22 protein-coding genes, 1 tRNA gene and 1 pseudogene are annotated in these 21,657 nt (G+C 61.4%); 13 read left to right on the forward strand and 11 right to left on the reverse strand.

The genetic code is table 11. The features are described from left to right. Positions 1–87: 87 nt before the first annotated feature. From ACZ9HU_RS09755 to ACZ9HU_RS09765, 3 genes are all read right to left on the reverse strand, one after another. Positions 88–282: a hypothetical protein gene (locus ACZ9HU_RS09755; RefSeq protein WP_476104565.1), complete on the reverse strand. Its 195-nt coding sequence runs from the start codon at positions 280–282 to the stop codon at positions 88–90. A 279-nt stretch (positions 283–561) separates the two neighbouring features. Then, complete coding sequence (locus ACZ9HU_RS09760) at positions 562–1,851, reverse strand: dicarboxylate/amino acid:cation symporter (RefSeq protein WP_476104566.1); 1,290 nt, start codon at positions 1,849–1,851, stop codon at positions 562–564. Positions 1,852–2,108: 257 nt separating this feature from the next. Further along, positions 2,109–2,606, reverse strand: coding sequence for a hypothetical protein (locus tag ACZ9HU_RS09765; protein WP_476104568.1), 498 nt, complete (start codon positions 2,604–2,606; stop codon positions 2,109–2,111). A 140-nt stretch (positions 2,607–2,746) separates the two neighbouring features. Between ACZ9HU_RS09765 and ACZ9HU_RS09770 the strand changes: the two genes are divergently transcribed. From ACZ9HU_RS09770 to ACZ9HU_RS09805, 8 genes and pseudogenes are all read left to right on the forward strand, one after another. Beyond that, positions 2,747–4,828 (forward strand): TonB-dependent receptor plug domain-containing protein, encoded by a 2,082-nt coding sequence (locus tag ACZ9HU_RS09770; protein ID WP_476104570.1) that lies wholly within the window; start codon positions 2,747–2,749, stop codon positions 4,826–4,828. Between the two features lie 203 nt (positions 4,829–5,031). Beyond that, positions 5,032–5,385 (forward strand): DUF2946 family protein, encoded by a 354-nt coding sequence (locus ACZ9HU_RS09775; RefSeq protein ID WP_476104571.1) that lies wholly within the window; start codon positions 5,032–5,034, stop codon positions 5,383–5,385. Positions 5,386–5,473: 88 nt separating this feature from the next. Then, on the forward strand, positions 5,474–5,800 hold the full coding sequence (locus tag ACZ9HU_RS09780; RefSeq protein ID WP_476104572.1) for a hypothetical protein: 327 nt from the start codon (positions 5,474–5,476) through the stop codon (positions 5,798–5,800). Then, positions 5,797–6,297: a copper chaperone PCu(A)C gene (locus ACZ9HU_RS09785; protein ID WP_476104574.1), complete on the forward strand. Its 501-nt coding sequence runs from the start codon at positions 5,797–5,799 to the stop codon at positions 6,295–6,297. The genes ACZ9HU_RS09780 and ACZ9HU_RS09785 overlap by 4 nt, the downstream gene beginning before the upstream one ends. Then, complete coding sequence (locus tag ACZ9HU_RS09790) at positions 6,284–6,895, forward strand: SCO family protein (RefSeq protein ID WP_476104575.1); 612 nt, start codon at positions 6,284–6,286, stop codon at positions 6,893–6,895. Before ACZ9HU_RS09785 ends, ACZ9HU_RS09790 begins: the two co-directional genes overlap by 14 nt. Before the next feature lie 57 nt (positions 6,896–6,952). Next, positions 6,953–7,075, forward strand: a pseudogene (locus ACZ9HU_RS09795) (ATP-binding protein); the annotation flags it as partial. Between the two features lie 25 nt (positions 7,076–7,100). Beyond that, positions 7,101–7,415, forward strand: a complete 315-nt coding sequence (locus tag ACZ9HU_RS09800; protein ID WP_476104576.1) for a hypothetical protein — start codon at positions 7,101–7,103, stop codon at positions 7,413–7,415. A 10-nt stretch (positions 7,416–7,425) separates the two neighbouring features. Beyond that, positions 7,426–8,664, forward strand: coding sequence for a glycoside hydrolase family 6 protein (locus tag ACZ9HU_RS09805; protein ID WP_476104577.1), 1,239 nt, complete (start codon positions 7,426–7,428; stop codon positions 8,662–8,664). A 71-nt stretch (positions 8,665–8,735) separates the two neighbouring features. Here ACZ9HU_RS09805 and ACZ9HU_RS09810 read toward each other — a convergent pair whose 3' ends face one another. Then, positions 8,736–9,749, reverse strand: coding sequence for a substrate-binding domain-containing protein (locus ACZ9HU_RS09810; protein WP_476104579.1), 1,014 nt, complete (start codon positions 9,747–9,749; stop codon positions 8,736–8,738). A gap of 192 nt (positions 9,750–9,941) precedes the next feature. On the opposite strand from ACZ9HU_RS09810, the gene ACZ9HU_RS09815 reads away from it, so the two are divergent. From ACZ9HU_RS09815 to ACZ9HU_RS09830, 4 genes are all read left to right on the forward strand, one after another. Next, entirely contained in the window at positions 9,942–12,464 is a 2,523-nt protein-coding gene (locus tag ACZ9HU_RS09815) for a glycoside hydrolase family 3 N-terminal domain-containing protein (protein ID WP_476104581.1), read from the forward strand. 73 nt (positions 12,465–12,537) lie between these two features. After that, the gene (locus ACZ9HU_RS09820; RefSeq protein ID WP_476104583.1) at positions 12,538–15,177 is read left to right on the forward strand and encodes a TonB-dependent receptor; all 2,640 of its coding nucleotides are present in this window, start codon (positions 12,538–12,540) and stop codon (positions 15,175–15,177) included. A 114-nt stretch (positions 15,178–15,291) separates the two neighbouring features. Beyond that, positions 15,292–16,539 carry an MFS transporter gene (locus tag ACZ9HU_RS09825; RefSeq protein ID WP_476104584.1) on the forward strand — a complete coding sequence of 416 codons (1,248 nt, stop codon included), beginning with the start codon at positions 15,292–15,294 and terminating at the stop codon, positions 16,537–16,539. A 60-nt stretch (positions 16,540–16,599) separates the two neighbouring features. Further along, the gene (locus tag ACZ9HU_RS09830) at positions 16,600–16,941 is read left to right on the forward strand and encodes a hypothetical protein (protein WP_476104586.1); all 342 of its coding nucleotides are present in this window, start codon (positions 16,600–16,602) and stop codon (positions 16,939–16,941) included. Here ACZ9HU_RS09830 and ACZ9HU_RS09835 read toward each other — a convergent pair. Next, positions 16,920–16,994, reverse strand: a tRNA-Val gene (locus ACZ9HU_RS09835). The genes ACZ9HU_RS09830 and ACZ9HU_RS09835 overlap by 22 nt on opposite strands. Positions 16,995–17,106: 112 nt before the next feature. On the opposite strand from ACZ9HU_RS09835, the gene ACZ9HU_RS09840 reads away from it, so the two are divergent. Then, positions 17,107–17,382 carry a DUF3297 family protein gene (locus tag ACZ9HU_RS09840; RefSeq protein ID WP_476104588.1) on the forward strand — a complete coding sequence of 92 codons (276 nt, stop codon included), beginning with the start codon at positions 17,107–17,109 and terminating at the stop codon, positions 17,380–17,382. Positions 17,383–17,726: 344 nt separating this feature from the next. On the opposite strand, the gene ACZ9HU_RS09845 is transcribed toward ACZ9HU_RS09840, so the two are convergent. The 6 genes from ACZ9HU_RS09845 to ACZ9HU_RS09870 form a co-directional block, all read right to left on the reverse strand. Then, positions 17,727–18,695, reverse strand: coding sequence for a DNA adenine methylase (locus ACZ9HU_RS09845; RefSeq protein ID WP_476104589.1), 969 nt, complete (start codon positions 18,693–18,695; stop codon positions 17,727–17,729). Between the two features lie 160 nt (positions 18,696–18,855). Next, on the reverse strand, positions 18,856–20,064 hold the full coding sequence (locus tag ACZ9HU_RS09850) for a phage head morphogenesis protein (RefSeq protein WP_476104590.1): 1,209 nt from the start codon (positions 20,062–20,064) through the stop codon (positions 18,856–18,858). Next, on the reverse strand, positions 20,057–20,656 hold the full coding sequence (locus ACZ9HU_RS09855; RefSeq protein WP_476104591.1) for a hypothetical protein: 600 nt from the start codon (positions 20,654–20,656) through the stop codon (positions 20,057–20,059). The genes ACZ9HU_RS09850 and ACZ9HU_RS09855 overlap by 8 nt, the downstream gene beginning before the upstream one ends. Further along, complete coding sequence (locus ACZ9HU_RS09860; RefSeq protein WP_476104593.1) at positions 20,653–20,778, reverse strand: hypothetical protein; 126 nt, start codon at positions 20,776–20,778, stop codon at positions 20,653–20,655. The genes ACZ9HU_RS09855 and ACZ9HU_RS09860 overlap by 4 nt, the downstream gene beginning before the upstream one ends. Beyond that, positions 20,775–20,990 (reverse strand): hypothetical protein, encoded by a 216-nt coding sequence (locus tag ACZ9HU_RS09865; RefSeq protein ID WP_476104594.1) that lies wholly within the window; start codon positions 20,988–20,990, stop codon positions 20,775–20,777. The genes ACZ9HU_RS09860 and ACZ9HU_RS09865 overlap by 4 nt, the downstream gene beginning before the upstream one ends. Further along, positions 20,987–21,556: a hypothetical protein gene (locus ACZ9HU_RS09870; RefSeq protein ID WP_476104596.1), complete on the reverse strand. Its 570-nt coding sequence runs from the start codon at positions 21,554–21,556 to the stop codon at positions 20,987–20,989. The genes ACZ9HU_RS09865 and ACZ9HU_RS09870 overlap by 4 nt, the downstream gene beginning before the upstream one ends. Positions 21,557–21,657 lie beyond the last annotated feature (101 nt).

Genomic DNA, 21,657 nt, shown 5'->3' on the forward strand with positions numbered 1-21,657 from the left:
GGGCCATCGCCGCACTATGGCGCGCCGCCATGCCGCCATGCGGCAGGGCCGGGTTTCCCGCGCAGCCCCACCGTATATGCGTATTAATCAGTGCTGCGAACGGTCAAAGAAAGAACGCAGCTGCTGTTCGTCAACTTCATGTTCGACATCGACGCGAATCTTGCCCAGGAAATTGCGAATTTCTACTTCGCCCAGATTGTTGCCATCACCGATCCACTTTTCAATGTCGGTGATTTGCGTGCGATCAACAGTGAAAGTCTTAAAGGGGATCGGCATACCCATGGCAGTTTCCTCGATGTGTTTAAAAGGTTGAAGTCAGCATCATCGTTCGGAGATCTGTTGTTTATGCGATTTTGGTTACCGACTGATTAAGTGGTGACACCTAGTTGGTTCACCCAAGGGTCTTATGGACCCGTTGGCAAAGGACATGGCCTTTGCCACGAAAGAAGAGCTTATCCGTTGGACAGAATACTTCACTGTGTCCAATTTGAAGTTACAGCATCACAGTGATGCGGGCAATGTGGATTCGGTTGAACGCTGGCGGTCCAGCCGAATATTGCCTCATTTGGCCGACAGGGCGCGGTCCAGGGCGGCCTGGTCCAGCTTGCCTTCCCAGCGCGCGACGACGATCGTGGCCACGGCATTGCCGACGAAATTGGTCAGGCTGCGGCATTCGGACATAAATCGGTCAATGCCCAGAATGAGCGCCATACCCGCCACCGGCACGCTCGGCACAATCGAGAGCGTCGCGGCCAGCGTGATGAAGCCCGCGCCCGTCACCCCCGCCGCACCCTTGGACGAAAGCATGGCCACGCCCAGCAGCAGCGCCTGTTGGCCAAAGGTCAGATCGACATTGCACGCCTGTGCGATGAAAAGTGCGGCCAGCGTCATATAGATATTCGTGCCATCGAGGTTAAACGAATAGCCCGTGGGCACTACAAGCCCGACCACCGCCTTGGGGCAACCGGCACGCTCCATCTTTTCGATCAGCGCGGGCAGGGCGCTTTCCGAAGATGACGTGCCAAGCACCAGCAGCAGTTCCGATTTCAGATAGGCCAGCAGGCGGAAAATCGAAAAACCGGCAAAACGCCCGACAATCCCCAGCACCACCAGCACAAAGAGCAGCGACGTCAGATAGAATGTGCCGACCAAAGCGGCCAGATGCGACAGGCTGTGCACGCCATATTTACCGATGGTGAAAGCCATCGCGCCAAATGCGCCCAAGGGGGCCGCCTTCATCACGATGGACACCAGCCGGAAAAAGACCGTCGAGACATCCTCCAGCACGGTCAGCACCCGTTCCCCGACCTCACCCACCGAAGCGAGCGCGACGCCAAACAGGATCGCGACGACCAGCACTTGCAGGATATTCCCTTCGGTCAGCGCCGAGACATAGGTTTCGGGCACCATTGCGTTAATGAAGCCCATGATCGTGCTTTCATGCGCCTTTTCGGCATAGCCGGCCACTTTGCTGGCATCCAGACTGGCCGGATCGATGTTCAGGCCGTCGCCGGGGCGAACCGTGTTGGCCACGATCAGCCCCACGATCAGCGCCAGCGTCGAGAAGGTGAAGAAATAGGCAAAAGCCTTGCCCGCCACGCGCCCGACCGAGGACAGATCGCGCATCCCCGCAATCCCCGTCACGATGGTCAGGAAAATCACCGGCGCGATCACCATCTTGACCAGCTTGATGAAGATGTCGCCCAGCGGCTTCATCGCCTCGCCCGCATCGGGGGCGAAATGGCCCAGCGTCACGCCTGCGGCAATCGCCAACAATACCTGCGCATAAAGGTGGCCGTACCAGCGCTTGATTGCCGGTTCGGCAAGTGTGGAAACATCGGGAATGTGCATGAGGGCCTTTCGCGCAGAATATCGTGCCCATGATAACGGCAGAACTGGTGCGCGAAAGGGGGCGTATTACGCCTAATCGCTTATGCAAGAGGCGGCATGTGATGGTCGCAGCACTTTATGAACGCCGGGCGCAGAACGCCGTAACGCGTTGCATTCAAAATGTGACTTTGGATCATTTTGCACCACAAATCCCGACCGTCTCCAGGGATTTATGGTGGGCGCGACAGACATTGCGCCCCGCTTCTTGACTAGACGCTTCATTGCACAGGCGCATTTGGTACGGGGATCGCCAGCACGATCACCGAAGGCGCGCCATTGGCCGAGATCTGGACCAGATAGCGCCCCGGCTCCAGCGTGAAATCGACCATCTTGCGGATGCCGGTGCAATCTGGGCCATGGCCATGCGCGATTGAGAGCAGCGGGCCATCTTTGCCGACCACATCGAGCCATGCCGCCGATCCAAGAGCAATGCGATAGGTGCCGGCCTTGGCAATATCGAGCGCGAGGAGACCTCCATGGCTGACCGAGCCGCCCGGCTTTTCCGGGCGATGGGCATAATGAACGTCCTGGGTTGCGGACAAGGCGACCTGTGCCGCGCCGCCAAGTGTCAGCATCGCTGGAGCCGCTGCCTCGCGCCCTGCGATCAGCGCTTTGGGTTGGTTCCACGCGGCATAATCGCCCTTGGCGGCGACGGGTGCCACACATGCTGGCGTGGCCGGCATCTGGGCAAAGGCCGGAGTGGAAAGAGAGACCATCAGGCAGGTGGCCAACTGAGCTTTCCAAATCTTGCAGCTTCCCATTTTTGCCTCCTTGCGTTGCAATCTATATTCCTATGAATATAGAAACGCGTGAAAATCACAAGCCTGCAATCAGGGCGTTACTGAGGGAAATCTCCATGCGTTTGTCCAAAATCCTGCCCACCTTGCTGGCTTCTGCTGCGGCCATGCCTGCCTTCGCGCAGGAGCAACCCTCCAGCTTCGCTCTGGGGCAGATCGTTGTGACGGGCCAGCAACCCAAAGGCATCGAGATCACCAGCCAGACGCTGGATGCGAAGGCCATCGACACATTCGGGCGGGTGACGCTGGATGATGCGGTGGCGCAGGCGCCCGGCGTTTCGGCCGGCAACAGCGGGGGCAGCCGCAATGAACGCCTGATCTTCGTGCGCGGCTTCAACCGTTTTCAGGTGCCGCTGACCATCGACGGCATCCGCGTCTATCTGCCCGCAGACAACCGTTTGGACTTCGGCCGTTTCCTTACCAACGACATTGCCGAGGTGCAGATCGCCAAAGGTTATGTGTCCGTGCTGAACGGCCCGGATGGCATGGGCGGGGCGATCAATCTGGTAACGGCCAAGCCCACCAAGGCGCTGGAGGCCAAACTCGGCGCAACGCTCAATCTTGGGCGGCAGGGCGAATATGCCGGATATACCACCCATGCTCTGCTCGGTACGCGCCATGACAAGTGGTATTCCCAAGCCAGCTTTGCCCGCAATTTCACCGATCACTGGGATCTGCCCGGCAGCTTTACCGGCACGGCCAACCAGGCCGCCGGACGTCGCGACTTTTCACGCAGCGCCGATTGGCGGGTCAATGTGAAGGCAGGCTTCACCCCCAACAGCACCGATGAATATGCCATCAGCTATACGCGGCAGGAAGGCGAGAAGGGCGCGCCGTTGCACGTTAGTGATCCAATCTCGGCCCAGCGCTTTTGGAGCTGGCCCGCGTGGAACACCGACAGCCTCTATTTCCTGTCCACCACGGCTCTGGGCGATCTGGCGACACTCAAGACCCGCCTGTACCGCAACACCTTTTACAACCTGCTGCGCGCCTTCGACAATCGAAACGAGAACACCCAGACGCTGGGCCGCGCGTTCAACAGCCCCTATTGGGATGAGGCACTGGGCGGATCGGCGGAATTGACCCTGCGCCCGTCTGCCAAGGAGCGCTTTTCTATCTCGATGCAAATGCGGTCCGACCGTCACAAAGAGGCGCAGACCAGCTTTCCCAGCGGCGCGACCGAACCGATGCAGACATCCCTTGAAAACACCTACAGCTTTGCCGCCGAACATGAATATCATCTCACGCCAGCCCTGAGCCTGACCATGGGCGCGGGCTATGACTGGCGTGATCTGAAGCGGGCCGAGGAATATGGCGCGCCGCTGGGGACATCGGGGGCCAGCGTGCTGTATAACTACCCCATGCGCAACAGCAGCGCGTGGAGCGGTCAAGGGCGTCTGGACTGGGCAGCGAGCGAGGCGACCCGTCTGCACATCAGCCTGTCCTCGCGCAGCCGCTTCCCCACCATCTTTGAACGCTTCAGCCAGCGCTTTGGCACCTCGATCCCCAACCCGTCGCTGGCCCCGGAACGTGCGCGCCAGATCGAGCTTGGCGGATCGACGAGGCTGGGCGCGGTCGGCCTTGAAGGCGCGGCCTTCCACGCGCTTGTGACCAATGCGATCGTCTCGGAAAGCGTGCTGGGCTATGCCTGTACGGCCAGCACCACGCCCGGCCCTTGCGCGCAAACGGTGATGACGCAATCGCGCAACGTCTCGCGAGGCGAGTTCTATGGCATCGAATTGAGCGCCCAGGCCCCCGTGCTCAAAACATTGAGCGTGGGCGCCAATTACACCTGGCTCCATCGCGATCTGGTCGATCCGGGCAATGCCGCCTTTCGCCCCACCGATGTGCCCACGCACAAGGCTTTCGTCTATGCCGATTGGACAGCCCTGCCGCGCCTGCATCTGATCCCCAGCGCGGATATTGCATCGAGTCGGTGGACCGTCACCAGCGCGGCCCCGATTATCTATTATCGCACGGGTGCCTATGTGAATGCGGCGCTTAAGGCGGAATATACCTTGCGCAAAGGTGTCAGTATCAGCGCCTCGGCGCGCAATCTGTTCGATGACAAATACCAGTTGGTGGATGGCTTCCCCGAAGCGGGGCGCAGCTATCAATTGGCGCTGAAGGCCGCCTATTGAGGGTATCAATTTCTTCGGGTTGGCGTGTTTATTGCCAACCCGAAGGTTCGACGCGACCAACACGATAGTGTGATTTGGTTGCGCCCATTGCCTGAGACAAATTGTCCAAATTTGATCCAGACCGGTGACAGGCTGCAATTCAGACTTTAGACGATTGTTCGATCATGCATTCATTACGCGCCTACTTCTTGTCTCACGCCCGCGTGGCCGCATTGCTGGTCGCGCTGGCTTTGTGCATGAAGGCGCTGATTCCTGCGGGTTATATGCTGGGTGGGGAATCGAAAACCATCACCGTGCAGATCTGCGCAGACTCGCTTGGGGCAAAAATTACCAAGCAGATCGATGTGGGGACCAAGGACCACGGCAAGTCCAAGGCTGACACGCCTTGCACCTTTACCGCGCTGAACCATGGTGTGCTGGGCGGGGCTGACCCGATCCAGCTCGCCCTCGCGCTGCTGTTCATTCTGACGCTTGGTTTTGCGCCGCTCCTTCCCGCAGGCGTAAAGCGTGTCCACTACCTGCGTCCGCCTCTGCGCGGACCGCCTGCACTGGCCTGACAGAACCTTCCCTTTTCTGTCGGATAGGCCGGTGCGTTGGCCCTCCTTCCCAAAAAGCTGACGCCCCGGCCCTGCCGGAGTAGATTTCATGTATGACATACTGTGCCGCTCGCCCGAGCGGCCCTTTGCCCTGAGCGCGCGCAGCGACATGCTGCGCGAGAACCGATTGTATTTGAACGAACCTGCCCGCCAGACTTTTGCCGTGCTGGGCGCGGCGATGATGGCGCGCGCCAAGCCCGATGGCGAAGTGCTGGAAATCGCCCATGGCACGATCCGCCACCTGCGCGCCATCCGGCGGCGCGCCTGGTTTCTGGTCGCGCTTGGCCTTGTTGGCCAGATCGCAGGCGCAGCTCTCGACCCCGCCACCCAATCCGGTGCCGCCATGGCCGCGCCCATTCAGGAGATAGTCCAATGACCATGCGCCTCGCCGCCACTCTTATGCTCGCCACGCTGACCGGCGCGGCATCGCCCGCTTTCGCCCATGACGGCCATCATGCCGCCGCCCATCAGGCCATCGCCGTCACCAACGCCTGGGCACGCGAAACCGCCCCCGCGCAGGTCAATGGCGGCGGGTTCCTGACCATTACCAACAAAGGCCCAGCCGACCGCCTCGTCTCGGCTTCATCCCCTGTGGCGCCCACGGTCCAGCTCCACACGATGAGCATGGATGGCGGCGTGATGCGGATGCGCGAATTGCCCGATGGCATTCCCGTACCCGCACAATCCGTGGTCGAACTGAAGCCGGGTGGGATGCACATCATGTTCATTGGGCTGAAAGCCCCGCTCAAACCCGGCCATAGCGTGGCTCTCACGCTGCGCTTTGAAAAGTCGGGTGTGGTGAAACTGGCCATGCCGGTGCGCGCCATCGCCGACACGGCCCAGACGATGGGTGGCGGCCATGACCACCACTAAGCCGCCCTCGCGCGGCGCCATCATCTGGGGCGGATTGCTGCTTGCCGCGCTGGCCTTCGGGCTTGGCCTTGCCGCCTATCTGGGCGGCGGGGCCAAGCGGCAGGCCAATTCGCAGCGCGAAGGCCCCGGCGGCCCGTTCACATTGGTTTCCAGCACTGGTAAGCCCTTTACCTTGGCTGATCTCGGGGGCAAACCTTACGCCATCTACTTCGGCTTCACCCGCTGCCCCGATGTCTGCCCGACCAGTCTGGCCAAGATGGCGCGGCTGCGCGCCCGGATGGGCAAGGATGGCGAGAAATTCGCCATCCTCTTCGTCTCGGTCGATCCGGGGCACGACAAGCCCAAGGACGTTGGCCAATATGTCACGCTGTTCGGCACACCGATCATCGGCCTGACCGGCAGCGATGCCCAGCTTGCCGCCATCGAGAAGGCCTATGGCGTCTATGTCGCCAAAGTGCCCCAACCGGGCGGCGACTACACCATCGACCATACCGCCGCGATCTATCTGATGGATGCCAAGGGCGGCTTTCAAAACATGATCGGCTATGACGAGGGCGATGACGCCGCGCTCGCGAAGCTCAAGCAGCTTGTGGGCTGAGAACTGGATAACAGGGGGGGCTTTCCGTGAAGACTTCACTAACCGGGCTGGCCTGTCCTCATTATCCTGAATGAACGGTGCTATCTGCCCTTCAGCCCATCCGGCGGGGCCTTGCTGTTCCACCTGCTCCGCAAGCCGTCCAAGCGCACCAGCGTGGTGATCACCACCAACCCGAGCTTTCGCGCAACGAAGTTCACCGAAGGTAATGGGCCAGCATCTTGGGCGATGCCAAGATAAAACTGCCCTGCGGGCCGTTTCAGGTGCATGCGCATGTTGCGGACGCCGGGATGGCAAGACCCTCCGCCAGCGCGATGGTGTCGGCGATGAACTCGTCGGCGGTGCGGGCTGTAAGGTTGAGTTTGCCAAGCAGTTCGGCGGGGAAATCGGAGATGTTCTCGGCAACGATGGTCTGAGCCTGAGTCTTGACCTCGATTGGTCTGACAGCACCATCAAACAGAGAAACGGAAAACGTTGTCAGAATCGCGTTTGGTTTGTATCAGCAGCCTATGACCTAGCTTGAAGGAGGAAACATGGGCTTCCTTTCCACAGCCCCTCTTGGACGCCACACAAAGCGGATCGCTGCAAAAGGATTGCTGGCCGCATCGCTTGCCATCTTGCTGGGCGGGAGCACTGGCGCGCAAAGCTCTGGCCGGAGGCTCTATGTCAATCCTGACAGCACCGTTGTGCGCGCTGCCAAGGGTCTGACCGGCCAGGCGGAGCAGGATGCCCGCTTGATTGCGCAGTTTCCTTCGGCCACCTGGCTGACCAACGGCACCCCCGAAGAGGTGCAGGCACAGGCCCGCAAGCTGGTAAGCGATGCGGCAAAGACTGGCACGATTCCGGTGTTGGTGGCGTATAATGTACCGGCCCGCGACTGCTCGCTCTATTCCGCAGGCGGGGCGGCCGACAGCGCGGCCTATGCGGCATGGATCCGTGGCCTTGCCGCAGGGGTCGGCGAGGGCAGGGCCATCATCATCCTGGAGCCGGACGGTCTGGGCGTGATCCCATGGAACACCACGCTGACCGGGCAGCAGGAAAATTGCCGGCCGGCCAACATGCATGCCGGCGCTGCCGAAGAACGCTATCGCCAACTGCGCGATGCTGCTGGAGTGCTCTCGGCTCTGCCGGGAGCCCAGCTCTACATGGACGGCGGGGGCAGCAGCTGGCTGCCTCCGGGGGAAATTGCCGCGCGCCTCTTGCGCGCCAATATTGGCAAGGCGCGAGGCTTCTTTCTCAACGTATCGAATTATGAGAGCGATGCGCGGCTAAAGCGCTATGCGCATTGGGTCAGCGATTGCATCGCACTGGTTTCGCAACGTGGCCTCAATCCGCGCGAATGCCCCGGCTTTCCGATTACTGGAGCGCGTGACTATCCGGGGGCCTGGGCGGATGTCGATGCCGCTTACGATAGGTTGTTCTGGCGCCTGCACCTCACACGAAACCCGCAGGCACAGAAACACGCGGTGCTGGACACCAGTCGCAATGGTCGCGGCGGATGGGTTCCGCAGCCCGGTCGCTATCGCGATGCCGAGGTGTGGTGTAATCCACCAGGGCGCGGACTTGGCCGTCGGCCTACGCTGGCCAGCGACGATCCGTACATCGACGCCTTTCTTTGGATCAAGATCCCGGGCGAATCCGATGGCCAATGCTATCGCGGTACGGGCGGGCCAACCGATCCCGAACGCGCGGTGGTGGCGCCAGCTGCGGGAGGATGGTTTGCCGCGCAGGCGCGCGAACTGATCGCTTTGGCCCGTCCCGCGATGCCCTGACGAGCGCCGGATACGTCCCCTAGAGCGGTTTCTGATCTGGCTGCGCCAGATCCGTCTGGTTCGAAAATGCTCTAGTGCTCTGACCCGGCCATGCCCGGCGGCGCGGTAGAAGCTCTGACCAGAAGGGCATGGTCATGGTTATGGCGCTGCTCAAGGGGGGCGGTGTTGTCTGTCGCATCCAGTTTGCCGATCAGGCGGTCGGTTGCATCCCATGCCATGGCGCTGACCGGTTGTCGCACGGTGGTAAGCTGGGGCCAGGTGGTGCGTGAAACCTCTGAATCATCGAATCCGGCGATGGAGATATCGCCCGGTACGGAAAGTCCTAGCGCACGCGCGGCACCAAGGGCAGCGACGGCCATATCATCGTTCTGGGCCAGAATTGCGGTGGGCACAGGACGCCGGCGCAGCAGATCGAGCGCCACATCATAGCCGACCGCATAGGTGAAATCGCCGGTCACGATCAGGTCTTCATCCAGCGTCGCGCCATGTTCGGCAAAGGCGCGGCGATAGCCTTCCATACGCGCCATGCTGGCCGCGTGCGAGGGATCGCCCAAAATGACGCCGACGCGGCGATGGCCCAGTTCCAGCACATGGGAGGCAACGGCATGGGCTGCGGCCACTTCGTCCATGGTGATGACAATTCCCCGCTCCAGCGCCTTTTGTGGCGTGATTCGCGCATAGGCCAACCCTTGTCGATCCAGCAGATCAAGCAGCTCAAGCTGGTCGCACGCAGGCGGCGCGAGCAAAACCCCGTCCAGCCCGGCGCTCAGCAACAGGCGACCCAGCTCCTCCAGACGCTCCGAAACCCTGCTGAAAGGCAGCACGATCAGCCGGTATCGCCCGCTTTGCATGCGGTCCAGCGCGCCGTTCTGCAGATCAACGACATAGCTGGGACTGGGTCGTTCATAGGTCAGCCCGATGAGGAAGCTGCGCCTTGCGATGAGGCTCTGCGCGGTCAGGTTAGGGTGATAGTCCAGCTTGGCCGCTGCTTCCTTCACCAATTGCCGCACGCGCGCGCTGACATGGGGTTCATCGTTGAGCGCGCGAGAAACGGTCTTGGGCGAAACGCCGGACATTTTGGCCACATCGATGATCGTCGTACGCCTGGAAATGGGGGCCTCCCTGATGATGTCGCGGCCGTGATCACACGGCGCAGAGCGCTTCTTAGCCTGTGACTTGACTTCTGTCGATGTGTGACGGTAAACGCTGTCAGACAGAATCGGTAAACGTTGTCAGATTCGACGGGAAACGCCGTCAAGGATGTCAGGGGAGGTTTCATGCAGTTGATGCGGCGCAGTGGTTTGGCATGGAGGGTTGCCTTTGCGGCGATGGCCGCGGCAGGCATTCCGGCGGCCCATGCGCAACAGCCGCAGGCAGACGATGCGCGCGGCCAGGTCGCGGGCATCGCCCATCCCGAACTCTGGCCAGAACGACACGCTCCGCTCGCGCGTGACCCGGCGATCGAGACGCGGATCGACGCGCTTCTGGCGACCATGTCGCTGGAACAGAAGGTCGGGCAGATCGTCCAGGGCGATATTGCCAGTGTCACGCCCGATGATGTGCGCCGCTATCATCTCGGCTCGGTGCTCAACGGTGGCAATTCGGACCCGGGCGGGCGCTACAATGCTCCGGCCAAGGACTGGCTCGCGCTGGCTGATGCGTTTTACGATGCCTCGATGGCGCCGGATGGGAAATTGCCGCGCATTCCCATCATCTGGGGCAGCGACGCCGTGCATGGCCATAACAATGTGGTGGGGGCCACGCTGTTTCCGCACAACATCGGTCTTGGCGCCGCGCGCGATCCCGAATTGCTGCGCCGGATCGGGGCGGTCACGGCCAAGGAAATGCGCGTTACCGGGCTGGACTGGACCTTTGCGCCCACGCTGGCCATCGTGCGCGATGACCGCTGGGGCCGCACCTATGAAGGTTTTGGTGAAGCGCCGGAAATCGCGGCCTCCTATGCCGCTCCGCTGATCGAGGGCTTGCAGGGCAAGCTGGGCGACAAGGACTGGCTGCGTGGGCCGCATATCATTGCCACGGCCAAGCACTTTCTGGGCGACGGCGGCACCTACGGCGGAAAAGATCAGGGCGACACGCGGATTTCCGAGGCGGGCCTGCGCGATATTTTCAGCGCGCCCTATTTGCCCGCGCTCGACGCCGGGGTGCAGTCGGTCATGGTCAGTTTTTCCAGCTGGAACGGGGCCAAGATGCACGGCAACCAGTCGCTGCTGACCGGGGTGATGAAGCAGCGCTGGGGCTTTGACGGTTTTCTGGTGGGCGATTGGAACGGCCATGCACAAGTCGATGGCTGCACCGCCACCGATTGCGTTCAGGCGGCCAAGGCGGGGCTGGACATGTATATGGCGCCCGACAGCTGGAAGGCGCTGTGGCAAAGCACATTGGCCCATGCCCGCGACGGATCGCTGCCCATGGCGCGCCTTGATGATGCGGTGCGGCGCATCCTGCGCGTCAAGCTGCGCGCGGGCCTGTTCGAGGCGGGCAAGCCTTCCTCGCGCCCCTATGGCGGTCAGTTCGATCTGCTGGGCAGCGCCGAACACCGCGCGGTGGCGCGCCAGGCAGTTCGCGAATCGTTGGTCCTGCTCAAGAATGCCGGGCAATTGCTGCCGCTCAAGCCTTCGGCGCGCGTGCTGGTGGCTGGCGACGGGGCGGACAATCTGACCAAGCAGACCGGCGGCTGGACGTTGAGCTGGCAGGGCACGGGAACCACCCCCGCTGATTTTCCGCATGCGCAATCGATCTGGTCGGGCATCGCCGAGCAGGTGAAGGCGGCGGGCGGCACGGCCACGCTGGCGGTGGACGGGCGATATACGATCAAGCCTGATGTGGCCATCGTGGTCTTTGGCGAAGACCCCTATGCCGAATTTCAGGGCGACCGGCCCGATGTCGGCTTTGATGATGCGCGAACCCTTGAAACCCTGCGCCGGTTGAAGGCGGCTGGCGTACCGACAGTGGCGGTGTTCCTGTCCGGGCGGGCCATGTGGGTCAATCCCTTCCTCAATGCCGCCGATGCCTTTGTGGCGGCGTGGCTGCCGGGGTCGGAGGGCGGCGGGATTGCCGATGTCCTTTTCGGCAAATCCGATTTTCGCGGCACCTTGCCCTACAGTTGGCCGCGATCGAGCGACCAGACCGCCGTCAATGTGGGCGACAAGGATTACAATCCGCTCTTCCCCTATGGCTTTGGCCTGAAATTTGGCCAGAACGGCGATCTGGCGCCTTTGCCCGAAACGCGGGCAACGGCGGCCGCAGCCGATCCGGGCGTGCTTTTTGCCGCTGGACGGCCGGGGGCAGGGCGCAGGTTGCTGCTGGGCGCGTCCGGCGCGCTCTCCACCAATCCGGGCCCCGAACTGATCGACGCTCGCCCGGCCGATCACCGCGCGCAAGAAGATTCGGTGCGTCTGCATTGGACGGGCGCGGGTCCGGCCATGGCGGCCATCGTGGGCGATGCGCCCATCAACCTGACGCGGGAAAGCAATGGCGAATTGGCCATCGAGATGGAATTCCGGGTCGATGCCGCACCCACCGCCGATGTGAACCTGATCATGCAATGCGGGGCCAACACATGCGCGGGCGGTTTTCCGGTGGGCGCCATGTTCCGGGCGGCGGCGCAAACCGGCAAATGGTCAAGGCTGGCCATACCTTTGCGCTGTTTTGAAAAGGCGGGCGTGGACATGAGCCGGGTGAGCACGCCGCTGGCGCTGTCCACCGCCGGGGCGATGACGGTCACGCTCTCATCGGCGCGGATTGCATCGCCCGCCGGCCCTGTCTTGGCCTGCAAATGAGTGTTCCGCGCCACATCCGGCGCGGGACGGATAGAATTTTGGTGAAGTGACAATCCAATCAGGAGAGGAAAAAATGAACAGGGGAATCTGGAAGCGCGGCCTCGTGCTGGCGCTGCTTTCGACCTGCGCCGGGGCGCCTGCTCTGGCTCAGGAGGCATCTGCGGACAAACCCGTTGCCAAGCCCGCGGCGGCTCCGGCCAAGGATGGCCCGTCCGACATCATTGTGACGGCCAATCGCCGCGAACAGAATCTGCAGGACGTTTCCGGCGTGGTTCAGTCGCTGGGTGCCGATCAGCTGCGCAAGGACGGGATTGTCGAATTGCGCCAGTTGCAGCAGGCGGTGCCGGGGGTCAGCATTGCCAATCAGGAAGGCAATGTCGAAATCTTCATTCGCGGCGTTGGTTCGGCCAATAACACCGAACTTGGCGATCCGGGCGCAGCGCCGCATCTCAACGGCACCTATATCCCGCGTCCCCGCGGTTTGGGCGTGATGTTCTATGACCTTGAGCGTGTGGAAGTGAACAAGGGCCCGCAGGGCACGCTCTATGGCCGCAATGCTTTGGCCGGCACGCTCAACATCATCACCGCCAAGCCGCGCTTTGATCGTTACACCGGCTATGCGCAGGCCGAGTATGGCAATCGCAATTCCTATGCGGCCGAAGGTGCGATAAACATCCCTCTGGCACCCAATTTTGCGGTTCGTGCGGCGGGCTATTATGTCAACCGCGACTATGGCTTCAAGAATGTCTCGACCGGAGCGCCCGCTGCTTCGCTCAAGCCCGCCGGGCTGGAAGAGAATTATGCAGGCCGTCTCTCGATGCTGTGGGAGCCGACCAGCCGCCTGACCGTTTCGGTGATCGGCGACTATGGCAAAGAAACCGGCACCGGCTATCCGGGCGCCAACATCTTCAGCGCGGTCAAAGCCACGAACCTTGCGGCCAGTGACCTTGACCTGCGCCGCGTTGTCTATCGCGGACTTCAGGGGCGCATGACCAACGATTTGTGGGGCGTTCAAGGCAAGATCGCCTATGATTTCGACAAGATCGGCATGGAATTGACCGGCAGCTATCGCTCGGTCGATTTCAACCAGGTCAATGCATCGAGCGACGGCATCGACTATCCCGGCCGCAATCTGGCCACCGAGCAGTATGACAATTTCTCTGGCAATTTCTGGCAGACGAAATCGCAGAGCGAAGTGTTCGAACTGCGCGTCTTTGCCAAGAAGGGGCAGCGGTTCCGGTGGAATCTGGGCGGTTTCTACTTTAACGAAGACCAGCAGGTAGGCTACCTTGCCTTGGCCGACCGTGGTTATTGCTGTTATTCCGGCACCGAATTCACGATGCCCGATGTGCGCGGCAAGAGCTATGCCTTCTATGCCGACGGCACCTATGATGTGACCGATCGCCTGCGCATTCTGGGCGGGTTGCGCTATACGGATGAAAGCAAGTCGCGTTACGGCATCGGAGGCAACTGGGCGCTGACGCTGGGCGGGGCGAATTATGCGTGCTGTGTGGCCACCCGCCTTGGCACCGAGGGTTTCGCGCCCGCTCTGCTCAACCGAGCGAACTTCGACGTGTCCAGGATCAACACGCCCCAGGGCATGGCCCAGTTCCTGATCCAGGGTATTGCGAAGCCGGGCGCGCGTGACACGCTGATCAACCAGATCGGCGCGATCGCCAACGGCACCAATCCGGCGGGCACATGCTTTACCCGGCCCGACATCGACAATGGCTTTGTCACCTGCCCCATCAACACCAATGGCGGTTTCAGCTATGCCAACCTGACCATTCCGGGCCAGCAGGTGGGCAGCGCGAAGTTCAACTATGCCGACTGGCGCGTGGGCTTTGAATATGATGTGAGCGCCGGCCACATGGTCTATGGCAAGATCTCCACCGGCCACAAGGCGGGCGGGTTCAACGACAGCTTCAATGGCTCGACCGTGCCCGAAACCTATCGCCCTGAAAAGCTGATGGTCTATGAAATCGGCAGCCGCAACACGTTTGACGTGATGGGCCGCCGCGCGGTGTTCAATGTCACCGGCTTCTACTATGACTACACCGATCAGGTGTTCCAGGACCTGACCTGCATCAACCTCGACACCACCCAGACGCCTGCGGTCTGCAACGGCTATTCGTTGGTCAACCGCAACATCGGCGCCTCGCGCATTCTGGGCGCTGAGGCGGAGCTGCGCCTTTCGCTGCCGCATCATTTCGCCTTTGACGTGAACGCGGCCTATCTGGACACGCGCATCACCCAGGGCACGGTGGCCGATGCCCGCGCACAGGACAATGGTTCGGGCGGCAAATCGCCGCTGATCAGCCTTGTGGGCAACCAGCTTCCGCTGGCCTCCAAGGTCAATATCAGCGCGCATCTCTCGCAATGGATTGACCTGCCCCATGGCCGGTTCGATTGGCAAGTTCTGGCCAATTACCGCTCGGGCTATTATCTGACCCAGTATAACAACAAGGATGTCGTCTTCCTTGACGGCACGCGCCAAAGCGCTCTGACGGCGGGCTTCCCGGACCGCCAATCGGGCTTTGTCACGCTCAATCTGGGCGTGGGTTATCAGGTGAAGAATCTGCGCTTCGAGGCTTGGGCCAGCAACCTGCTTGATGTTCAGGCCTCACAGAAGGAACTGGCGGGCGCTTCGCTTAACATCCGCTTCCTTAATGACGCGCGCAGCTATGGCGCGCGCATCCGCTACTCGTTCTGATTGCCCTAAAACTTCTCTCATCTGGCCCGGTTTGTCATGGCGCAAACCGGGCCTTTTGCTTGTTGGGCGCCATGGCGCTAAGGCTTTAGATATATCATGGGGGGCGGGTGAGGCATGCAGGAGAGGGTTTCACAGGCGCCCGCAGCGGTGACGCAGGACGGATTGCCGCAGGTGGCGCTGGCGCGCGCGCAATTGCTGGGGCTGGCGCTGGCGCAGGGCGGGGGGGTGATCGCCTATGCCCCTTTCCTCACGCTCCTGCTGCCCGCGCGGGTAACGGCGCTGGCGGGCAGAGATGATGTGGCGTGGCTCGGGGCCATGACCTTTGCCGGGGCGGCCGCATCCAGTCTGGGTGGCGTGCTGTTTGGCTGGCTTTCTGATCGCAGCGGTGGGCGGCGGGGATGGGTTGTCGCTGGGCTGGCCCTGTCGGCGGCGCTGCAGATGGCCACGGCATGGGCGCCCGATCCGCGCTGGATGCTGGCTTTGGTGGTGGGATGGCAATTGGCGCTCAACATGATGCTGGTGCCGATGATGGCATGGGCGGGCGATGTCCTGCCGCCTCGGCAACAGGGCCGCTTTGGCGCCATGCTGGCCTTTGCTCCCGCGCTGGGGGCTGTGTCCGGGGTTGTGGTCACCGCGCTTGCGCCGGGCGCTTATCTGGGCGAACTGGGGCTGGTGGCGCTGCTTTCGAGCGGGGCCTGTCTGCCGCTGTTGCTGGGCCGTTTGTCCGGGAAAGTCACAAGAGGCCACGGACATCTCCCGCCTCAACGTCGCTTTGCCAAGCGAGGCATGTGGCTGGGGCGGCTGCTGGTTCAGATCGGGGTCGCCGGATTGACGGGCTATGTCTATTTCTGGCTGCGCGGAATCGATCCGGCGATGGGCGATGTGGACAAGGCGCTGTGCCTTGCGGCGGGATTGGTGCTCTCGATTGTGCTGGCGGCGCTGGCGGGGCATCATGCCGACCGCACCGGGCGAGCGCGCAAGATGCTCGCGCTGCTGTCATTGGGCGCGGCGGCGGCCTTGATCATCATGGCGGCGGTCTCCAAACCGCTGGCTGCCAAGCTGGCGTATGTCTTCTATGCCGGGACCAGCTCGGCCTTTCTCGCCCTCCATGGCAGCCAGATGCTGCGCGTGCTTCCCAATCCGGCAAGGCGCGGGCGCGATCTCGGGCTATTCAATCTGGCCAATACGGTACCCGCCCTGCTGATGCCTGTGCTGGCTGTGCCTCTGGTCTCGCGGCTTGGCTATGCTCCGTTTTTTCTGCTGCTGGCAGGACTTGCGGCGGGCGCGGCAATCATCGTGTGGCTTTCGATGCCCCCCGCACCGTCGCAAGGGCGCGCGCGCAACCCCGATCTTTTTTCATAGAACCGCGCGCAAGCCCTTGTGCTTGTAACACCCGGACGGCCCATCCATAGGGCATGGAGCGTGCAGTTAAGCAAGGGCTGGGCCAAGGCCTGCAAGCTGGCAGGGATCGATCTGCTGCCATTTCATGCCGCTGGCCGTCATGGTTTCGGGCAAGAGATGAACGTCCGGCAGGGTATCGACGAGAAGGCCGCTGAGGAGCGCACCAAGCTCACGCTGTTCGGCGCTGGGACTGGCAAAACGAAGGGAAGGCCGAGATGGCCGTCTACGCGATTTGTACGGGCTCGATCCGAAACGAGGCGTTTGTTCCGGTTATTTTCCGCTTTGAAATTTTTTACGGGAAAATTCGTCTCCATAAAATCCCCTTATTCCAGAGGGTTTTATGGTGGGCGCGACAGGGATTGAACCTGTGACCCCACCCGTGTGAAGGGTGTGCTCTACCGCTGAGCTACGCGCCCGCTGGCATGGATGGCGGCTTCATCAAGAAGCGACTTCCGTTGCCGGGAGCCGCGCCTCTAAAGGGGTTTGTTTGCGTTGACAAGTGGGTATTGCAATTTATTTCACGCAACCATGACTGACACCGAAAACACCCCGGCCGCCATTGGCGATACCCCTCCCGATCGCCTTGCCATCAACCCCAAGAGCCCGTTCTTTGACGCTGAAAAGCTTCAGCGCGGCATCGGCATCCGCTTTAAGGGCGTGGTGCGCACCAATGTCGAAGAATATTGCATTTCCGAAGGTTGGGTCCGCGTTCAGGCCGGCAAGAGCTTTGACCGCAAGGGGCAGCCGCTGACCATCAAGCTGAACGGCCCGGTTGAGGCATGGTACGATGTGACGCGACATTAATATGGGAACTGGAATTGCCGGGATATTCCGGGACATTCTGAGCCCATAATGGGATGAACGCCCCGGAAATCGGGCATTTTCGTACGTCGGCGGCGCGCAAAAACCGGCTGGGGAATTTTTGTCGCGATCTGCGGAAATGATGTGCCGAAGCCGGTGTATCGGCAAAAACAGATCGGCAGAAATCCGCCATTTTCAAAGAGCCAGTTCGGAGTTATCCGGCATCTCAGTTCGGACTTAGGATTTTCGGCGGATTTCTGGGGTTTTGCAAGCCATGCACCGCCCCTTCTATGCGACAAAAACTCCGAACTGAAATAAGCCTAACTCCGAACTGAAAATCAGCCTGATCAGGCGTTAGAAATGATCACCTCCCCGGCCTTCTGCGCCTTGCTTCCGCCGCCCACGGAGTAGGTTGTCGTCACCGCCTCGATATCGAAGCCTGCGAAGATTTCCCGGACCTCGGGGCGATCATTGAGGGACAGGATGAAGCGCCCTTTCAGCGTCCGCAATCTCTCGGCCATCAGGGCGAAATCCTCGCGGGAGAACATATCCCGGCCATAATCGCCCTCGTTCGAATAGTAGGGCGGATCGAGATAGAAGAGCGTAGCCTCCCGGTCATAGCGGGTGAGGAATTCGGCCCATGGGAGCCGTTCGACCGTCACCCCGGCCATGCGTTCGTGAATCGCCTCTAGCATGGGCACGATCTTGGTGATGTCGAAGCGGGCGGAGTTAGACGGGTCGACGCCAAAGCTCCTGCTCACCACCTTTCCGCCAAATGAGAGGCGCTGCAGATACAGGAACCGGGCCGAACGCTCCAAGTCGGTGAGGCTTTCAGGTGGCATGGCAGCCAGCTTTTCGAATTCGGCGCGGCTGGTGATCTGATGCCGCATCATATCGACAAAGGCGACGTAATGCCGCTGCAGCACCCGAAAGAAGGTGGATACATCGCCCGACCAGTCATTGATGACCTCAACCTTGGGGCGGGCGTTGCGGCGCAGGAAGACGCCGCCCATGCCCACGAAGACCTCCGCATAGGTGGCATGGGGAATGGTGGCGATGCGCTTCACCAGCCGCCCGGCCAGATTGCGCTTGCCGCCGATATAGCCTGCGGCTGGCAAGGCCGGTCGGACGGGTTGCAACGGGGTTGAAACGGCAATGTCACCCGCATGCACCGGGTGTGAAATAGGACTCGACTCTCTCAATTTGTTCTCTATGTGTTCACGCCGTCCAGCGTTGGATGGCGGGATGGTTTCGGCAAGCGCTTGCCGGATCATGACGGGTGCAAGCCGTCGGCTTGGGGCGTTGGTGCGCCCCATCCCCCGCCCACTGGCGGCGAATTGCTTGTTAAGGGTGGCGGTGCTATAGGCGCGATAGCGATGCGCGCGACACGGTGAACCTTGCGGCCGTAGCACGCTGGCCCAGCCGCCAGCGGAGCGCCATGTGGGGAGTATGCAAGCCCCCACCGCGCATCGCCCCTTACCTCTCATCACGAATAATCTCCGTGCCTTTCAACAGGCGGGGCAGCGTGCTGGCAGATTGCTGCCTCACACTGGTGACAAACAGGCCCTGACCGCTGGCAGTGCGCTTCACCACGGCCACGGTCCAGAGATTGGCAACCGGCTGGGCGAAAATCAGCGTGTTGTCGCCATCCTTGGCCAGAATGGTGGGGCTGTCCGTCAGGGTGGGCAGCTGGCGGTAAACATCGGTAGGCAGATCCGCCCGCTTAGCCGTCTGTTTGGCCATTGTATCAGGCGAAAGCACGGCCACACGCTGGTTGGCGCCCAAAATATCGGCCAGCGCCTTGTCCAGGATCATAACCGGGAAAGCCGGATCGGGCAGAGCCACAAACTGATCAAAAGCCGGATCGGCCACGATCTCGCGCATGGTCTGGCGCGCGGCTGTCTCCAGCCCGGCCTCCACGGCCTGCTCAATCGAGTTTGCGGCCTTGCTTGCCACGGCTTTCAGGTGGGCAATGCCCGGATTATAGCCAAAGCCGGGGTCGATACCTGCCGGAACGCTGATCGGATTGCCCGAAGCCGGTATGAATTGCTGCGCCGGGCCGGTGGCGATGTCGCCAACAGGGGTCATCGACCAGCCTTTTTTGGCCATTTTACGCTCGGATACCTGCTCAAAATGGCATTTACAGAACCAGCCGTTGGGCGGGAAGTGGGTCTGCCACCACGGATGGTCGACCGGCAGTAAGGTGCCGTACCATGCCATATGCAGCGGGCGCTTATGCTCCGAGGTGGATGGCAGGTAGCGGAGATAGGGGAAAACGTCCTTTTGGGCCTGAATGCGCGTCCAATGGCCCGAGGCAAGGCTCATGCGGACATTGGTGTCATAGATCGTGCGCAGGCGCCGCTCATTGACGGTGATCGGCTCGTCCGTTCCGGTCAGATCCTTATTGGCCACGGTGCCCCACCAGCCCGCGCTTTTCAGGATGGGCAGGATATTGGCTTTCCAGCCCTCGAACGTGCCGCCCTCGCGGATGACGGTATCCAGCGACGTCTGGATCTGGCGCAGCAAGTCCAGCTTGGCGACCTTGGCCACGGTGAAGGCCACCGCGTGCTGCTCGTGCCTCATTTCCGACCAATTGACGGTCGGCTGCAGTGCTCCGCGCATTTCCCATGCGCGCACGGTGTCCTTCGGATCGAGGAAAATGGAATAGCCGAGGCTGTCAGCCATGAGAGCATCCATGCTTGGCGAGGAAGGCGCGCGCGTTCAAAATTTCGCCATCCGCTTCCAACTTGCGCCGTCCTATCGCTTCGATCCTGTCCTCAATCGACAGACCTACCAACGGGTCTTTGAAGGCAGGCTCCATCATTTCCGCGATAGTCGGCTTTGCAGCAGTGACTGCCAGCAATTGCACCGCCTCATCCTTCACGCGCTGGGCGGCGGTGAGTTGAGTAACAGGCACGGCCCGCACCATCTTACGCTCTGGGCAGCAAGTGAAAGCCTTAGGGTTATGGCGGCGGATCGACGCGACGGTTTCAGTGCTGCCGCATCCGGTGCAAATCAGGCGATTGCCGTCTGCATCACGCTCGATTTCGATCAGCCGCTCCACGTTCGGGATAGGCGCTTGGGCAAGCCCGTCCTCATAAGCAATGAACTCCGACACGATTTCGAGAATTGTGTCCATGAACCATTCCCGCTGTGCAGTTTGCCAAGCCTCAAGGCGCTGGCGTGTACGGTCGGGGTACGCGGCTACGGCTTCGCTTGCAGCGGCTTGGTCTGCAAGATAGCGCTTCGTGCGGTCGGCGCGGGCTTTGTCAGTCATCTCCGTTTTCCCAACGCATGAGCTACCACAAAGCCAAATACCGCGAAGATAACGATAAGCAGTCCGACCGGAATGCCGATCAGCAAAATGAGCCATTTGGGAATGGTGATGAAAAAGGTCATCCCTGCGCCTCCTGCAGATAGGCGCGCACCTGATTGCCCAGCGGACTGAGGACATAGCGCCGGGCGGCGCTGGTCATGATATTTTTGGCCATGAGCGCATTCAGGATCGGCCAATAGCCGGAGCCATATTTTGGCCCACCGGCAAGTACGGCCCGGCGCTGGGGAGCCGTCAGCTTTGCCGCGATGGCGGCGATGTCCGGCGATGCGGTCATGCTGTTGCACCCTTCCCAGCCGGTTGCCCGTCGATGACGGTGCGATAAGCGGCGGCAAGGCTTTTCAAAGCCCGGTATAATTCACCGTTGGTGTCCGCTGGGGCCGCAAGCGAATGGTATGGCCTCGGGTTATCGGCAAAATCCAAGGCGATATGCAGCGCCATCATCTCGCGCTTTTGGGCTTCAGGATGTTCAACGACCTGAAGATCAATCAGCCCGCCGCTTTCCTGAAAATGTTCGGCGATATCGGCGAAAGATCCGGTGGACTGGCCTTCGATATTCATGGTGCCGTCGATCCGCTCGACTTCGGCCATGATCAGGGCACCCGCGACGATCAGGCGATGGCGGCGGGCAGCGTAGGTGGGCATGAGGCTCGACCAAGGCCAGAGGATATCGGCGCCGCTGCCTTCGCCGGTGGACTGGACGGCAAAGGCAGCGGCGGCCATCGCCAGTTCGCCCTCATCATGCGAGAGATCGAGGCGAACGTAGCCATCCGTTGTGCCCTGATGCAGGCGCTCGGCCTGAAACTCGGCCAAGATAGATGATGTCTGGACATTGGTGGTCATAACAGTAATCCTTGCCCCGGAGATTGCGGGGCCAATGTGCCAGCATCTGCGGCGGAGCTTGGTGTCCCTGTACGGACGTCACATGGGCGGCAGCGCCAAGG

Source organism: Novosphingobium sp. Sphag1I, assembly GCF_056279125.1.

Excerpts from the sequence above, each read along its gene's own strand:
- ACZ9HU_RS09845 (WP_476104589.1), bottom strand. The coding sequence starts at position 18,695 with ATGGGGCGCACCAACGCCCCAAGCCGACGGCTTGCACCCGTCATGATC.
- ACZ9HU_RS09860 (WP_476104593.1), bottom strand. The coding sequence starts at position 20,778 with ATGACCTTTTTCATCACCATTCCCAAATGGCTCATTTTGCTGATCGGC.
- ACZ9HU_RS09805 (WP_476104577.1), top strand. The coding sequence starts at position 7,426 with ATGGGCTTCCTTTCCACAGCCCCTCTTGGACGCCACACAAAGCGGATC.
- ACZ9HU_RS09755 (WP_476104565.1), bottom strand. The coding sequence starts at position 282 with ATGGGTATGCCGATCCCCTTTAAGACTTTCACTGTTGATCGCACGCAA.
- ACZ9HU_RS09765 (WP_476104568.1), bottom strand. The coding sequence starts at position 2,606 with ATGGTCTCTCTTTCCACTCCGGCCTTTGCCCAGATGCCGGCCACGCCA.
- ACZ9HU_RS09855 (WP_476104591.1), bottom strand. The coding sequence starts at position 20,656 with ATGACTGACAAAGCCCGCGCCGACCGCACGAAGCGCTATCTTGCAGAC.
- ACZ9HU_RS09865 (WP_476104594.1), bottom strand. The coding sequence starts at position 20,990 with ATGACCGCATCGCCGGACATCGCCGCCATCGCGGCAAAGCTGACGGCT.
- ACZ9HU_RS09770 (WP_476104570.1), top strand. The coding sequence starts at position 2,747 with ATGCGTTTGTCCAAAATCCTGCCCACCTTGCTGGCTTCTGCTGCGGCC.
- ACZ9HU_RS09870 (WP_476104596.1), bottom strand. The coding sequence starts at position 21,556 with ATGACCACCAATGTCCAGACATCATCTATCTTGGCCGAGTTTCAGGCC.
- ACZ9HU_RS09840 (WP_476104588.1), top strand. The coding sequence starts at position 17,107 with ATGACTGACACCGAAAACACCCCGGCCGCCATTGGCGATACCCCTCCC.
- ACZ9HU_RS09785 (WP_476104574.1), top strand. The coding sequence starts at position 5,797 with ATGACCATGCGCCTCGCCGCCACTCTTATGCTCGCCACGCTGACCGGC.
- ACZ9HU_RS09815 (WP_476104581.1), top strand. The coding sequence starts at position 9,942 with ATGCAGTTGATGCGGCGCAGTGGTTTGGCATGGAGGGTTGCCTTTGCG.
- ACZ9HU_RS09780 (WP_476104572.1), top strand. The coding sequence starts at position 5,474 with ATGTATGACATACTGTGCCGCTCGCCCGAGCGGCCCTTTGCCCTGAGC.
- ACZ9HU_RS09790 (WP_476104575.1), top strand. The coding sequence starts at position 6,284 with ATGACCACCACTAAGCCGCCCTCGCGCGGCGCCATCATCTGGGGCGGA.
- ACZ9HU_RS09850 (WP_476104590.1), bottom strand. The coding sequence starts at position 20,064 with ATGGCTGACAGCCTCGGCTATTCCATTTTCCTCGATCCGAAGGACACC.
- ACZ9HU_RS09825 (WP_476104584.1), top strand. The coding sequence starts at position 15,292 with ATGCAGGAGAGGGTTTCACAGGCGCCCGCAGCGGTGACGCAGGACGGA.
- ACZ9HU_RS09800 (WP_476104576.1), top strand. The coding sequence starts at position 7,101 with ATGGGCCAGCATCTTGGGCGATGCCAAGATAAAACTGCCCTGCGGGCC.
- ACZ9HU_RS09820 (WP_476104583.1), top strand. The coding sequence starts at position 12,538 with ATGAACAGGGGAATCTGGAAGCGCGGCCTCGTGCTGGCGCTGCTTTCG.
- ACZ9HU_RS09760 (WP_476104566.1), bottom strand. The coding sequence starts at position 1,851 with ATGCACATTCCCGATGTTTCCACACTTGCCGAACCGGCAATCAAGCGC.